13 protein-coding genes are annotated in these 14,515 nt (G+C 74.1%); 8 read left to right on the plus strand and 5 right to left on the minus strand.

What is annotated here, in order from left to right; all coding sequences use genetic code 11:
• Positions 1-80 precede the first annotated feature (80 nt).
• Positions 81-1,007 (minus strand): DUF3027 domain-containing protein, encoded by a 927-nt coding sequence (locus tag ACFV46_RS05900; RefSeq protein ID WP_361922856.1) that lies wholly within the window; start codon positions 1,005-1,007, stop codon positions 81-83.
• A 291-nt stretch (positions 1,008-1,298) separates the two neighbouring features.
• Here ACFV46_RS05900 and ACFV46_RS05905 point away from each other — a divergent pair, with 291 nt between their 5' ends.
• The 4 genes from ACFV46_RS05905 to ACFV46_RS05920 all read left to right on the plus strand — a co-directional run bounded on the left by ACFV46_RS05905 (position 1,299) and on the right by ACFV46_RS05920 (position 4,804).
• Positions 1,299-2,726: an MFS transporter gene (locus tag ACFV46_RS05905; protein WP_376727112.1), complete on the plus strand. Its 1,428-nt coding sequence runs from the start codon at positions 1,299-1,301 to the stop codon at positions 2,724-2,726.
• Positions 2,727-2,818: 92 nt separating this feature from the next.
• Complete coding sequence (locus tag ACFV46_RS05910; RefSeq protein WP_361922850.1) at positions 2,819-3,295, plus strand: DUF2771 domain-containing protein; 477 nt, start codon at positions 2,819-2,821, stop codon at positions 3,293-3,295.
• Positions 3,265-3,966, plus strand: coding sequence for a futalosine hydrolase (locus ACFV46_RS05915; protein WP_385497136.1), 702 nt, complete (start codon positions 3,265-3,267; stop codon positions 3,964-3,966). The genes ACFV46_RS05910 and ACFV46_RS05915 overlap by 31 nt, the downstream gene beginning before the upstream one ends.
• Positions 3,956-4,804 carry a 1,4-dihydroxy-6-naphthoate synthase gene (locus ACFV46_RS05920; protein ID WP_385497137.1) on the plus strand — a complete coding sequence of 283 codons (849 nt, stop codon included), beginning with the start codon at positions 3,956-3,958 and terminating at the stop codon, positions 4,802-4,804. Before ACFV46_RS05915 ends, ACFV46_RS05920 begins: the two co-directional genes overlap by 11 nt.
• A 26-nt stretch (positions 4,805-4,830) precedes the next feature.
• On the opposite strand, the gene ACFV46_RS05925 is transcribed toward ACFV46_RS05920, so the two are convergent.
• Positions 4,831-5,214 carry a cold-shock protein gene (locus ACFV46_RS05925; RefSeq protein ID WP_062669018.1) on the minus strand — a complete coding sequence of 128 codons (384 nt, stop codon included), beginning with the start codon at positions 5,212-5,214 and terminating at the stop codon, positions 4,831-4,833.
• 167 nt (positions 5,215-5,381) lie between these two features.
• On the opposite strand from ACFV46_RS05925, the gene ACFV46_RS05930 reads away from it, so the two are divergent.
• Positions 5,382-5,633: a hypothetical protein gene (locus ACFV46_RS05930; protein WP_361922841.1), complete on the plus strand. Its 252-nt coding sequence runs from the start codon at positions 5,382-5,384 to the stop codon at positions 5,631-5,633.
• Here ACFV46_RS05930 and ACFV46_RS05935 read toward each other — a convergent pair.
• Together ACFV46_RS05935 and ACFV46_RS05940 are read right to left on the minus strand one after the other, a co-directional pair.
• Complete coding sequence (locus tag ACFV46_RS05935) at positions 5,618-6,226, minus strand: HAD family hydrolase (RefSeq protein ID WP_376727108.1); 609 nt, start codon at positions 6,224-6,226, stop codon at positions 5,618-5,620. The genes ACFV46_RS05930 and ACFV46_RS05935 overlap by 16 nt on opposite strands.
• Positions 6,227-6,275: 49 nt before the next feature.
• Positions 6,276-7,274: a hypothetical protein gene (locus ACFV46_RS05940; RefSeq protein WP_385497139.1), complete on the minus strand. Its 999-nt coding sequence runs from the start codon at positions 7,272-7,274 to the stop codon at positions 6,276-6,278.
• Between the two features lie 179 nt (positions 7,275-7,453).
• Between ACFV46_RS05940 and ACFV46_RS05945 the strand changes: the two genes are divergently transcribed.
• A complete protein-coding gene (locus ACFV46_RS05945; RefSeq protein ID WP_361922832.1) occupies positions 7,454-10,075 on the plus strand; it encodes a helicase C-terminal domain-containing protein in 2,622 nt (873 codons plus the stop codon).
• A gap of 67 nt (positions 10,076-10,142) precedes the next feature.
• On the plus strand, positions 10,143-11,804 hold the full coding sequence (locus ACFV46_RS05950) for a DNA repair helicase XPB (RefSeq protein WP_361922829.1): 1,662 nt from the start codon (positions 10,143-10,145) through the stop codon (positions 11,802-11,804).
• A 72-nt stretch (positions 11,805-11,876) separates the two neighbouring features.
• Here the strand turns inward: ACFV46_RS05950 and ACFV46_RS05955 are convergent, their stop codons facing one another.
• Positions 11,877-12,056, minus strand: a complete 180-nt coding sequence (locus tag ACFV46_RS05955; protein WP_361922826.1) for a hypothetical protein — start codon at positions 12,054-12,056, stop codon at positions 11,877-11,879.
• Between the two features lie 286 nt (positions 12,057-12,342).
• Here ACFV46_RS05955 and ACFV46_RS05960 point away from each other — a divergent pair, with 286 nt between their 5' ends.
• Positions 12,343-14,391, plus strand: a complete 2,049-nt coding sequence (locus tag ACFV46_RS05960) for a HelD family protein (protein ID WP_385497140.1) — start codon at positions 12,343-12,345, stop codon at positions 14,389-14,391.
• The last annotated feature ends 124 nt before the right edge of the window (positions 14,392-14,515 follow it).

Consider the following 14,515-nt stretch of genomic DNA (forward strand, 5'->3'; position numbering starts at 1 on the left):
CGTCGCGACGAAGGTACCGCTCATGGACGGCCGATGCGCGGGGCGTCCGACCAGGCCCTCCGAGGAGGCCGCAGGCCCGGTCAGGAGTGGCCGAGCTCCGCCGAGTCCTCGTCCGTCGTGGCCGGGACCGAGCCCGAGTCCGGGGACGGGCGGAGCGGGAAGGGGTCGACGCGGGTCTCGTCGACGACCGGCGGGGCCGGGCGGGGCGGCTTGGGCATGACGGCCGCCTCCGAGTGCCCGCCGCAGCCGTAGGTCAGGGAGACCACATGGCCGTCGGCCGGGGAGAACTCGTTGGCGCAGACGCCGAAGGCCTGGCCGAGGGAGCCGCCGATCGGGGTGAGGAAGCCGCAGCTGACACAGGTGGCCGGGGCCGCCTGCGCCATGGGCGTCTTCGCGCCGAACGCCTCCTCCCAGCGGTCGGCGGCGATGTGCAGGCCGTAGCGGGACAGGACGCGGGCGCGGCGCAGGCCCAGTTCGTCCGCGAGGGCCGCGATCGAGCCGCGGGACGGGGCGACCGGCAGGTTCGCCGGGGTGCCGCCGGTGACCTCGGCGTCCTCCGCCTCGACCAGCTCGGCCATCTCGTCGGAGACGGGCGCGTTCGGGCCGGGCTCGTCCACCCCCGTGTAGCCGGGCTCCAGACGCAGGTCGTCGGCGTCGGTGGGCAGCAGGTCACCCGGGCCCATGTCGCCGGGGCGCAGCCGCTCGCTCCACGGCACCCACTCGGGGGCCAGCAGGGCGTCGGGACCGGGCAGCAGCACGACCTCGTCGAGCGTGACGACCTTGGCGCGCGAGGCGCGGGCCACCGTCACCGCCCAGCGCCAGCCGCGGTACCCGAGCTCCTTGCACTCGAAGAAGTGCGTCACCACACGGTCGCCCTCGGACACCACGCCCGCGTGCTCGCCGACGACACCGGGCGCGGCGGCCTCCTCGGCGGCGCCGCGGGCGAGGTCGACGGCCTCCGCGCACAGACGATCGGGGGTGCGGCTTCGCGTGGTCGCTGCGCTCACAGGTATCGCTTCTCTCCTACGCCGTCTTACGGGTGCGGGTGCCTCAAGGCGGCGGAGCGGACGGAGCGGACCTGTGGGCCGCGTCGACGTCCGCGTCCGAATCGCGCTCGGGCGCACCTACGTCATCCATTGTGCGGGATGGCTGAGATACGCACGCTACCTGTTCGCGGCCGCTGGGCCTACACCGACGGTGCTTCTCGGCGCTCCGCGATGCCCGCCGAGCGGCCCCGCGTGCCCTCCATACGCGCCGTAACCGCACTAGCCACCCCCATTACGGGGCACTATTGCGTCGTGGCGACCGCGAGGCAGCCCGAAGGAGCCACCGGTGTCGGTGGGCCCGAGGGAGGGCGCAATCTACGTGGCGGATCGGGCCGGAGGCGCGGCTCCCTCCGCACGATCGGCCGTGCCCTGCACTTCCCCTTCACCGGACCGGCGCGCGGCATCCGCAAGGCCACGCACGCGCACGGGGCGGGCGAGTCGGGCCTCGGCAAGCTGATCGAGCTGCACGGGGTGAACGGCGCGGGCGACGTCATGATCACCGTCGCGCTGGCCTCCACCGTCTTCTTCTCCGTCCCCACCGACGAGGCTCGCGGCCGGGTCGCGCTCTACCTCGGCATCACGATGGCCCCGTTCACTCTCCTGGCCCCCGTGATCGGTCCGCTTCTCGACCGCCTCCCGCACGGCCGGCGCGCCGCCATGGCGGGCGCGATGCTGGCCCGCGCGCTGCTCGCCCTGGTGCTCTCCAGCGCGGTCGTCAGCGGCGATCTGCAGCTGTATCCGGCCGCCCTGGGGGTGCTGGTCGCCTCCAAGGCGTACGGCGTGGTCAGAAGCGCCGTCGTGCCCCGGCTGCTGCCACCGGGCTTCTCACTGGTGAAGGCCAACTCGCGGGTCACCCTGGGCGGCCTGCTCGCCACCGGCGTGGCGGCGCCGATCGGCGCGGGCCTGCAGTCGATCGGACCGCGCTGGCCGCTGTTCGGCGCCTGCGCGATCTTCATCGCCGGTACGGTCCTGTCGTTCACGCTGCCCCGCAAGGTCGACTCGGCCAAGGGCGAGGACCGGGCTCTGCTCGCCGCCGACGAGCAGCATCTGCACGGCCCGCACCGGCAGCCCGTCAAACGCCCGAACCTGCGGACCGTCGGCATCGCGGTCACCCACGCCCTGGGCGCCAACGCCGCCCTGCGCTGCCTCTCCGGGTTCCTGATCTTCTTCCTGGCGTTCCTGCTGCGGGAGCACCCCATGTCCGGGCAGAGCGCCGCCGTGTCCCTCGGCATAGTCGCCGCCGCGGCCGGCACCGGCAACGCGCTGGGCACGGCGGTCGGCGCCTGGCTCAGATCCCGGGCGCCGGAGATCATCATCGTGACCGTCGTCGGCCTGGTGATGGCCGTGGCGCTCACGGCGGCGGCCCTGTTCGGGGCGGTCATGGTGGCCTGCCTCGCGGCGGTCGCCGGGTTCGCGCAGGCCCTGGCCAAGCTGTCCCTGGACGCCCTCATCCAGCGGGACGTCCCGGAGTCGGTGCGCACCTCCGCGTTCGCCCGCTCCGAGACGCTGTTGCAGGTGTCGTGGGTGCTCGGCGGGGCCATCGGCATCGTGCTGCCGCTGCGCGGCTCGTTCGGGCTGCTGATCGGCGCCGCCATCGTCGCCGCCGGCTGGCTGACCACCGCCAAGGGCCTGCTCGGCTCCGCCCGGCACGGCGGGCACGTCCGGGCGCGGGTCGAGTGAGCGGGCCCCGGCGACCCGCCGCGCCGCGCCCGCGACACGGCACGCCGCCCCCGCATGGAGAGAGCACCACACACGCCCGATAGCCTTCGCCCATGACCACGCTGCAATCCGTTGTGCGACGCCGCCGCGCGCTCGCCGCCGCCGGCGCCGTTTCCGCCGGACTGCTCGTCCTGTCGGCCTGCGACAAGCCGACGCCGCTCGCCACGGTGACCGTAGGAACCGACTCCGTCCACGCGGAGGCCACCTGCGGCGGCGAGAGCGGTGAGACCGTGAAGACCTCGGACCTCGCCAAGTGCCTGAAGGACAAGGACATCAAGTCCATCAAGGTCGACCCGGACGAGACCGTGCGTTTCGGTGTCGACCCGGACATCGCCGACGAGGGCTGGACCATCCTCATGAACGGCCAGCCGCTCACCGACTCCAGCACCAAGACCTACCGGACCGTCCCGGGCAGCGTGTTCTTCAACGCCCAGTACGGCGCCAGCGGCAACTCCACGCTCGTCTCCATCAAGGAGGGCGAGCGGGGCGTCACCGGCCTGTGGTCCTTCAAGCTGAAGAAGGACAGCTGATCACGTCCGCTGCACGGATCCTCGTGGCCACCGCGGTCCCCGCCGAGCGGGACGCGGTGGCCCCGGCGCTCGGCCTGCCGGACGCGGAGGTGATCGCCGCCGGTGTCGGCCCGGCCCTCGCCGCCGCCTCCACCGCCACGGCCCTGACCACCGCCGCCCTCGGCGGCCGCCCCTTCACGCTGGTCGTCTCCGCGGGCATCGCCGGCGGCTTCGCGCCGCACGCGCCCGTCGGCTCCCTCGTCGTCGCCGACGAGATCACGGCCGCCGACCTCGGCGCCGAGACCCCCGACGGCTTCCTCCCGGTCACCGAGCTGGGCTTCGGCACCGTCACCCACCGCCCGCCCGAGGCCCTGGTGCGCGAGGTGGCGTCCGCGACGGGCGCCCGCCCCGGCGCCGTGCTGACCGTCTCCACCGTCACCGGCACCGCCACCCGCGCCGCCCGCCTGCGGGAACGCCACCCCACCGCCCTCGCCGAGGCCATGGAGGGCTTCGGTGTCGCCGAGGCCGCGGCCGCGCACGGCACGCCGGTGCTGGAACTGCGCGCCGTCTCCAACCCCGTCGGCCCGCGCGACCGCGCCGCCTGGCGGATCGGGGACGCGCTGGCCGCGCTCGCCGAGGGCTTCGGGAAGATCACCCCCGTCCTCCGGAGTTGGAACCCACATGACCGGTGACCCCTTGCAGATCGCGTACTCCCCCTGCCCCAACGACACGTTCGTCTTCGACGCCCTCGCCCACGGCCGCGTCCCCGGCGCCCCCGCCCTGGACGTCACGTTCGCCGACATCGACGTCACCAACGGCATGGCCGAACGCGGCGAGTTCGACGTGCTGAAGGTGTCGTACGCCGTGCTGCCGTACGTCCTCGGCGAGTACACCCTGCTGCCCTGCGGGGGCGCGCTGGGCCGGGGCTGCGGGCCGCTGGTGCTGACCCGCGAGCCCGGCACCGATCTGGCCGGGCGCACGGTCGCGGTGCCGAGCGAGCGGTCGACGGCGTATCTGCTGTTCCGGCTGTGGGCCGCCGACACGGTGCCCGGCGGGGTCGGGGAGATCGTGGTGATGCCGTTCCACGAGATCATGCCCGCCGTGCGCGACGGGAAGGTGGACGCGGGACTCGTCATCCACGAGGCCCGCTTCACGTACCAGAACTACGGGCTGCACAAGCTCGCCGACATGGGCGAGCACTGGGAGGACACCACCGGGCTGCCGATCCCGCTCGGCGCGATCATCGCCAAGCGGTCGCTGGGCGCCGAGCGGCTGACCGCCCTGGCGGACGCGATCCGCGCCTCGGTGCGGGCCGCGTGGGACGACCCGGAGATCTCCCGGCCCTATGTCATGGAACACGCGCAGGAAATGGACCCGGCGGTCGCGGACCAGCACATCGGTCTGTACGTCAACGAGTTCACGGCCGGTCTCGGCGAGGACGGATACGCGGCCGTGCGCGGACTGCTGACCCGCGCGGCGGCCGAGGGACTCCTTCCGCCCCTCGACCCGCACGCACTGGATTTCCCCTAGAAATCCCCGAATCCCGCCCGTGCCGCCTATACGTCGAGCTGGTCGGCGACGGCCCGGAGCAGGCCCGCGATCTTCTTGCCGGAGTTCTTCTCCGGGTAACGGCCCTTCTCCAGCATGGGCGTGATGTTCTCCAGGAGGGTCGTCAGGTCCTGGACGATGGACGCCAGTTCGTCCGGCTTCTTGCGCTGGGCGGCCGCGACGGACGGCGTCGGATCGAGCAGGACGACCGACAGCGCCTGGTCCCCGCGCTGACCGGCGACGACACCGAACTCCACCCGCTGGCCCGGCTTGAGCGCGTCGACGCCGGCGGGGAGGACCGAGGAATGGACGAAGACGTCACCGCCGTCGTCACGGGAGAGAAAGCCGAAGCCCTTCTCACTGTTGAACCATTTGACTTTGCCGGTGGGCACGTCTGTCCTCGTCCTCGTACTCGTCGGGAAACTGCTTCTGAAAAAACGGCTCTTGACAGCACTGCAGCGGGTCGGCCCCGACCCGCCGGTACCCAGGCTAATGGTCCCCGGGCCGGTGACAAGACGTCGCCGGGTCGTTCCCTCGGGCAGGGAACTACCCTGGTCCGGTGCGTGACAAAACCCGAACGGATTCCACCGCGCCCGGAGACCGGCTGATCCGGGCCGGCGCGATCGTCTTCTTCATCGGCGCCGTGGCCACACTGGTCACGGTGGCCCCGTTCCTGCTCGGTACGACGCCCTTTCCGACCTTCATGTTCGGTCTGAGCATGCTCATGGGCGTCGGATTCCTCGTCGCCGGTGCCGGGGTGCTCCGGTCGATCGCGGCCGGCCGGCGCCAGGCCCGTCAGGCCGCGCGGTAGCCGGCGAGCCAGTCCGGGAAGCCGGTCAGGTCCGCGAGGACGACGTCCGCGCCCAGCTCGGCGAGCTGCGCGGCGTCGAACGGCCCGGTGGCGACGGTGACCGACAGCGCGCCCGCCGCGCGCGCCGCCCGGATGTCCCCCTGGTGGTCGCCGACGTAGACGCTCGCCCCGTGTTCGCGCAGGGCGACGGCCTTGCGCTCGGCCCACAGGTCGCCGACCACGGCGTCGGGTTCGAGGCCGAGGTGCTCCATGTGCAGCTTCGCGTTCGGCTCGTGCTTGGCGGTGACGACGATCGCCCGCCCACCGGCCTCCTGTACGGCGGCTATCGCCTCGCGGGCGCCGGGCAGCGCGGTCGTGGCGGTGACGGCGAACGCCGGGTACATCGCCCGGTACTCCTCGGCGACGGCCGCGACCCGCTCGGCCGGGAACCAGTTCGCCAGCTCCTCCTCCAGCGGCGGCCCGAGCCGGGTGACCGCGAGGTCGGCGTCGATGTACGTCCCGGTCCGCTCGGACAGCGCCCGGTAGCAGGCGTGGATCCCGGGGCGGGAGTCGATGAGGGTCATGTCGAGGTCGAAGCCGACGGTGAGTGCCATATGCACCATTGTGCCGAGCCGCCGCGCGCGGCCGTCCCGCGGGGACGCGTCAGGTGCGCCGCTGGGAACGCCAGACGATGAACAGGGCGGACGCCACGGCCGCGCCGCGCACCACCCAGGGCCAGGTCTCGACGACCGCCGCGTTGGTCTCGCCCGGCAGCAGTGCCTCGCCCCAGCGTCCGGTGGCGCGGCCCCAGAGCCAGGCGACCCCGGCGGTGAGCGAGAGGCCCGGCAGGATCACGACCGCCCACTTGGTCTCGGTGTCGCTCAGCCGCCGGGAGCCCCAGGCGATGAGCCACCCCAGGAGCAGGACGAGGACGTTGCCGAGGACCGCCCCGGCGACGAGCAGGGCGGCGGCGGCCAGCAGCAGCGGGTTGTTCCAGCGGCTCTCGGGGAGGGCCGGGCGGCGCAGCAGGCGGCGGCGCTTGGGTGCCTCGTCCACCACCGTGTCGTCGTCGGCCTGCTCGACGGCGGCCGGTGCCGGGTCCTTCGTGCCGGGGGCGTCCTTCGCCGGGGGGCGGCGGAGCATCTCGGGGATCTCGACGCCGCCGACGAACCCGGGGATGTCCTCGCCCGGCCCGAGCGGGGTGCTGTCCACCTGCCACCAGTCGGGCCGCAGCGCGCTGCCGCCCAGGTCGGCCGCGGTCGCCAGATGGGGCGGCGGGGGCACGTCGGGACGGGCGGCGGGCTCGGCGGGACGCGGGCGCGGCACGATCCGGCGCAGGCCCTTGGGGCGCCGGGCCGTGGACGCGGTGTCGTCGGCGGACGGCTGGGCGGGTACGGCGGTGACGGGGCCCTGCGGGGCGGCGGCGGAGGAGGGGGCGCCCCCGGCGGCGGTGACGACGTCGTCGGGGCTGCCGAGCCGGTCGATGATGCGCCGGACGGCGGCGGGGCTGTCGACGGGTGCCTTGGCGCGGCGCCGGTCGATCTCGCCGCGCAACTCGTTCACCAGGCGCATCCGGGTGGCCGACGGCAGCTGCCGCTGCTGGGCCACGTCCCCGACGCGGCTCAGATACTCGTAGACGACCTGGTCGCTCTCGATCCCCACGAAGTCCCCTCCGGGGCGGACGCGTTGTGATACCCCGTGGGACGACGGTAGCGCAGGGCGCGCGCGGCGCCCGGGACGCGGGGGCGGTGCCGTCGGCGCCGCCGGCCCCGGCCGCCGCGCGCGATCCAGGGGTTCGCCGCCTCCCCTGCGCCGGCCGCGCACCCGCTAGATTGGGTCGGATGAGCGAACCGGCTACACCGCCCCGTTCCCTCGCGGAGGCGCTCCGCGCGCGGGACGACGCCTCGCTGGCCGTGCTCCTGCGCAGCCGGCCCGACCTCATCACGCCCGTGCCGACCGATCTGACGCAGCTCGCGACGCGGGCCGGTACGCGGGCGTCCGTGGTGCGCGCCTTGGAGCGGCTGGACCGGTTCGCGCTGCAGACGGCGGAGGCGCTGGCCGTGGCGCCGGACCCGGCGACGTACGCGGAGCTGCTCGGGCTGATGGCCGGTGACGACGGCGACCCGGCGGTCGAGGGCGCGCTGCCGCAGGCGCTGGGGACGCTGCGCGACCAGGCGCTGGTGTGGGGCGGCGACGACCGGCTGCGGCTGGTCCGCACGGCCCGTGAGCTGCTGGCGCCTTCGCCGCAGCATCCGTCGCCGACGGGGCTGGGGCCGACCGTGCGGGAGGCGGCGGCCGGGATGTCGCCGGGCCGGATCCAGGAGATCGTGACGGCGGCGGGGCTGCCGTCCACGCACGACGCGGTGTCCGCGCTGGACGCGCTCACGGCGCTGTTCACCGACCGGCGGCGGATGGCGGCGCTGCTCGACGAGGCGCCGGCGGACTCCGTGGAGGTGCTGTCCCGGCTGGTGTGGGGGCCGCCGTACGGACAGGTGACCGCGGATCCGGCGCCCCGGCTGCGCTGGCTGATGGACCGCGGGCTGCTGCTGCCCACGGCGCCGGGGACGGTCGTGCTGCCCCGTGAGGCGGCGCTGCATCTGCGCGGCGGGCGCGCGCACCGCGCCACCGAGCCGCTGCCGCCGTCGGTGGAGCCGGCGGCCACGCACCGCGCGGGGATCGTGGACGCGACGGCGGCCGGGCAGGCGTACACCGCGCTCGCCACCGTCGAGGAGCTGTTGAAGGACTGGCACGAGGGCGGGCCGCCGGTGCTGCGGGCGGGCGGTCTGAGCGTGCGTGACCTGAAGCGGACGGCTGTCGCCCTGGACGTGCCGGAGCCGGTCGCCGCGTTCTGGGTGGAGCTCGCCTACGCCGCCGGGCTGGTGGCCTCCGACGGCGAGGCCGACGAGCGGTACGCGGCGACCCCGGCCTACGACGAGTGGCTGGAGCGGCCGGCCGCCGAGCGCTGGGTGGCGCTGGCCCGCGCCTGGCTGACGGCGACCCGGACGGCGGGCGTGGTCGGCGGGCGGGACGCGAAGGACCGCACGTTGTCGGCGCTGGGCCCGGGCCTGGACCGCTCGGCGGCGCCGGAGGTACGGCACCGGGTGCTGGCGCTGCTCGCCGCGCTTCCGGAGGGGGCGGCCCCGGCACCCGACTCGGTGCTGGCCCGGCTGCGCTGGGAGCGGCCCCTGCGCGGGCCCCAGCGCGACGACGATCTGCGCGCCCGGCTGGCCCGGTGGACGCTGGACGAGGCCGAGCGGCTGGGTGTGACGGGACGCGGCGCGCTGTCGTCGCACGGGCGTGCCCTGCTGGGCGCGCCCGCGGCCCGGCCCGCCGGGACGGCACCCGCCGCCGCGGGTCCCTCGGCCACCGGCCCGACCGCGGACGGACCCGCCGGGGCCCCGCACGGCGCTCCGGCCGGGGAGCCCACCGGGCCCGGCGACAAGTTGCCCGTGCACCACGAGCAGCCGCGCCCCGTCCCGCCGCTCGATCCGCTCGCGCCGGCCGAGCAGGCCGCCGCGGCGGCCGCCGCCGCCCGGCTCCTCGCGCCCCTGCTCCCGGAGCCGCTGGACCACGTCCTGCTCCAGGCCGACCTGACGGCGGTGGCGCCCGGCCCGCTGCGGCGGCCGCTCGCTGACATGCTGGGGGTTCTCGCGGACGTCGAGTCAAAGGGCGGCGCGACCGTGTACCGGTTCACGCCGGGGTCGGTGCGCCGGGCCCTGGACGCCGGGCGCAGCGCCTCCGACCTGCATGCCTTCCTGGCCCAGCACTCCCGTACGCCGGTGCCGCAGCCGCTGGCGTACCTGATCGACGACGTGGCGCGGCGGCACGGGCAGCTGCGGGTGGGGGCCGCGTCGGCGTACGTCCGCTGTGACGACGACGCGATGCTGAACGAGATCCTCGCCGACAAGCGCGCGGCCGGGCTGCGGCTGCGCCGTCTCGCGCCGACCGTGCTGGCCGCGCAGAGCGACCCGGCGACGCTGCTGGAGGGGCTGCGCGCGATGGGGTTCGCGCCGGCCGCCGAGTCGGCCGAGGGGGACGTCCTGATCACCCGCGCCGACGCCCACCGCACCCCGCCGCGCTCGGCCCCCGAGCCGGTGCCGGACGGCCCGCCCGCGCCGGACGCCACGCTGCTGGCCGCGGCGATCCGCGCCATCCGCGCGGGCGACCTGGCGTCCACGGCGCCGCGCAGGCCGAGCGGTGCCGCCCCGGCCGTGGGCGGGGGCGAGCTGCCCCGCACGACCTCCGCCGAGACGCTGGCCACCATGCAGGCGGCCGTGCTGACCGGGGAGGCGCTGTGGATCGGGTACGTCAACGCCGAGGGCGCCGCCAGCCAGCGGGTGATCGCGCCGGTCCGGGTCGAGGGCGGGTTCGTGACGGCGTACGACCACACCGCGGACGAGGTGCGGACGTATCCGCTGCACCGGATCACCGGGGTCGCCGAGCTGGCCGACGACGAGATCTGAGAGCGGCCGGGAAGCGATCAGGCACACTGGACGTTTGGCCGAGTGGTGAGCGGAAGGACGGACCCACGTGAACGGACCACTGATCGTCCAGTCGGACAAGACCCTGCTCCTGGAAGTGGATCACGAGCAGGCCGACGCGTGCCGTCGGGCGATCGCGGCCTTCGCGGAGCTGGAGCGGGCACCCGAGCACATCCACACCTACCGGGTGACGCCGCTCGGCCTGTGGAACGCGCGCGCGGCCGGGCACGACGCCGAGCAGGTCGTGGACGCGCTGGTGACGTACAGCCGTTATCCCGTGCCGCACGCCCTGCTGGTCGACATCGCCGAGACGATGGACCGCTACGGCCGGCTCACGCTGTCCAAGCACCCCACGCACGGCCTCGTCCTGACGACCACCGACCGGCCGGTCCTGGAGGAGGTGCTGCGCTCCAAGCGCGTCGCGCCGCTGGTCGGCGCCCGCATCGACCCGGACACGGTCGCCGTGCACCCCTCCGAGCGCGGGCAGATCAAGCAGACCCTGCTGAAGCTGGGCTGGCCCGCCGAGGACCTCGCCGGGTACGTGGACGGCGAGGCGCACCCGATCGAGCTGGCCGAGGACGGCTGGGCGCTGCGGCCGTACCAGCGGCAGGCCGTGGAGAACTTCTGGCACGGCGGCAGCGGTGTCGTCGTCCTCCCGTGCGGCGCGGGCAAGACCCTGGTCGGCGCCGGGTCGATGGCGCAGGCGAAGTCGACCACGCTGATCCTCGTCACGAACACCGTCTCGGCGCGGCAGTGGAAGCACGAGCTGGTGAAGCGGACCTCGCTGACCGAGGAGGAGATCGGCGAGTACAGCGGGACGCGCAAGGAGATCCGCCCGGTCACGATCGCCACGTACCAGGTGCTGACGACCCGGCGGAAGGGGGTCTACCCGCATCTGGAGCTGTTCGACTCCCGGGACTGGGGCCTGATCGTCTACGACGAGGTGCACCTGCTGCCCGCGCCGGTCTTCAAGTTCACCGCCGACCTCCAGGCGCGGCGGCGGCTCGGGCTGACCGCGACCCTGGTCCGTGAGGACGGCCGCGAGTCGGACGTGTTCTCCCTGATCGGCCCGAAGCGGTTCGACGCGCCGTGGAAGGAGATCGAGGCGCAGGGCTACATCGCGCCCGCGGACTGCGTGGAGGTCCGGGTGAACCTCACGGACTCCGAGCGGCTCGCGTACGCCACCGCCGAGCAGGAGGAGAAGTACCGCTTCTGCGCGACGACCGACACCAAGCGGAAGGTCACCGAGGCGCTGGTGCGCCGGTTCGCCGGGCAGCAGATCCTGGTGATCGGCCAGTACATCGACCAGCTCGACGAGCTGGGCGAGCATCTGGACGCGCCGGTGATCAAGGGCGAGACGTCGAACGCGCAGCGGGAGAAGCTGTTCGAGGCGTTCCGGCAGGGCGAGATCAACGTGCTGGTGGTGTCGAAGGTCGCGAACTTCTCCATCGACCTGCCGGAGGCGACGGTCGCCATCCAGGTGTCGGGGACGTTCGGCTCGCGTCAGGAGGAGGCGCAGCGGCTCGGCCGGGTGCTGCGGCCCAAGGCGGACGGGCACCAGGCGCACTTCTACTCGGTGGTCGCGCGGGACACGCTCGACCAGGACTTCGCCGCCCACCGCCAGCGCTTCCTGGCGGAGCAGGGCTACGCGTACCGGATCGTGGACGCCGACGAGATCCTGGCGGAAGGCGCCGAGGGCGCCGAGGGCTGAAGGCCCGGGAGGGACGGGCGGTTCCGTACGGTCACGGTCGCTGACGGTATGTCACCGTGACCGGCGGGTCCGTCACTTGTGGCGGACGCCCGCCTCCTCCCGGTACTCGCCGAGGACGATCACGTCGAAGGCGGCGCCCACGAACACCTTGACGGCACGCAGGGCTTCACCGAGTCGATGACGGTGGCTCCCCTGGAGCGCGGTCGCTCCGCGGGGGGCCGCGGGGGCCGAGTGGATGGTTGCTGCGCTCATGTCTCCATGATGCGTTCGTGTCCGTGAAGTCCGCATCGGTCCAAGGGCCGAAGCCGGGGGCCGCCCGTGTACGCCTCGGGACGGACGGGCCGCCCTCAAGGAGGACGGCAACCCTTAGGGGGCAGTGGTCTTCGGTCGGGGCCCGGTTATTGGTTGGCGTCCATGGCAGGCGCTCACCTAAAATCTCCGCTCTTGCCCGCCTCCCCTCGCGGAGTGCCGCCGCCCGGACGGAAACCGGACGGCTCTCTCTCGTCCACCTGCTCACAGGTCATCCGGAGGCACCCCCTTGTCCAGGCCCGTCGACGACAGCCTCGATCCGCTCGAGCGTGAGCGCTCCCATCTGGCGTCCTCGCGTGCCGCGCTGCGCGCCATGCGCGAGGACGTCGAGTCCCTCGACATCCGCGACGTCACCGCGAACTGGGTCAACGCGGAGGTCCTGACCCGGCAGATCGACGAACGCATCAAGGCGCTGGCGGACCTCAGCGACACTCCGCTGTTCTTCGGGCGGCTGGACTATCTGCACGCCCCCGGCGCCGAGGGGGCGGAGGGCGCCGAGGGCGAGCGCTTCTACATCGGGCGCCGGCATGTGCACGATGCGGACGGCGACCCGATGGTCATCGACTGGCGTGCGCCGGTGTCCCAGCCGTTCTACCGGGCCTCCAAGAAGGACCCGATGGACATCGCGCTGCGCCGCCGCTTCGGCTACACCGGCGGCGACCTGACCGCGTACGAGGACGAGCACCTGTCGGACCCGGCGGAGGCGGCGCGGACCAGCAGGCTGCTCCAGCAGGAGATCGAACGGCCGCGTGTGGGCCCGATGCGGGACATCGTGGCGACGATCCAGCCCGAGCAGGACGAGATCGTACGGTCCGGGCTCGGCGGGACCGTGTGTGTGCAGGGCGGCCCGGGCACCGGCAAGACGGCCGTCGGCCTGCACCGGGTGGCGTATCTGCTGTACGCGCACCGGGAGCGGCTGGCCCGCACCGGGACGCTGGTGATCGGGCCGAACCGGTCCTTCCTGCACTACATCGAGCAGGTGCTGCCCGCGCTCGGTGAGCTGACGGTCCGCCAGGCCACGGTCGACGATCTCGTGGCCCAGGTCGAGGTGCGCGGCACCGACGACGCGGCCGCCGCGGTGATCAAGGGGGACGCGCGGATGGCCGAGGTGCTGCGGCGGGCGGTGTACGCGCATGTGAGCATGCCGGCCGAGGCGGTGGTCGTGGTGCGGGGATCACGGCGGTGGCGTGTCCCGGCGTACGAGGTCGAGGAGATCGTCCGCGAGCTGCTGGACCGCGACATCCGGTACGGCGCCGCCCGGGAGGCGCTGCCGCAGCGGATCGCGCACGCGGTGCTGGTGCAGATGGAGCGGTCGGGCGAGGCGCCGGACGACCGGGTGCAGGACGCGGTGGCCCGCAACGCCGCCGTGAAGGCGGCCGTCAAGGCGATCTGGCCGCCGGTGGACCCGGCGAAGCTGGTGCTGCGGCTGCTGTCGGACGGTGAGTTCCTGGCGGAGCACGCGGACGGCGTCCTCGACGAGGACGAGCAGCGGACGATCCTGTGGGCGAAGCCGGCGCGGTCGGTGAAGTCGGCGAAGTGGTCGGCGGCGGACGCGGTGCTGATCGACGAGGCGAGCGACCTCGTGACGCGGACGCCGTCGCTGGGACATGTGGTGCTGGACGAGGCGCAGGACCTTTCGCCGATGCAGTACCGGGCGGTGGGGCGGCGCTGCACGACCGGTTCGGCGACGGTGCTCGGCGACCTGGCGCAGGGTACGACGCCGTGGGCGACCCGCAGCTGGGAGGAGGCGCTGACGCACCTCGGCAAGCGGGACGGGGTGATCGAGGAGCTGACGGCCGGTTTCCGTGTGCCGACGGACGTCATCACGTACGCGTCGCGGCTGCTGCCGTCGATCGCGCCGGGGCTGACGCCGGTGGCGTCGATCCGTGACAACCCCGGGCTCTTCGAGATCCGTGAGGTCGCGGAGGCGGCGGAGGTGGCCGCGGCGTGTGTGGAGTCGCTGCGGCACGAGGGGTCGGTCGGGCTGATCGCCGCGGACGCGCGGGTGCCGGTGCTGGCGGAGGCGCTGAAGGCGGCGGGGCTCGAGTATCTGGCGCCGGGTGAGGAGACGACCCGGCAGGCCCGGCTGACGCTGGTGCCGGCGTCGCTGGCGAAGGGTCTGGAGTACGACTACGTGGTCCTGGACGAACCGGCGGCCGTGGTGGACGGGGAGCCGGACGAGCGGACGGGGTTGCGGCGGCTGTATGTGGCGCTGACGCGGGCCGTGTCCGGGTTGACCGTGACCCACACGGAGGCGCTGCCCGCGCAGTTGGGGTGAGGGGGTGGGGGGTTCGGCTGGTGTGCCGGGTGCCGGTGGGTGGGGGTTGATCGCGCAGTTCCCCGCGCCCCTGAAAAGCACCTGCACGCGCCCCTCGAAGAGGAGGTCCCCCCGCCCCCGGGCA

The sequence above is a fragment of the Streptomyces sp. NPDC059852 genome (genome assembly GCF_042731455.1).
Lineage (GTDB): Bacteria > Actinomycetota > Actinomycetes > Streptomycetales > Streptomycetaceae > Streptomyces.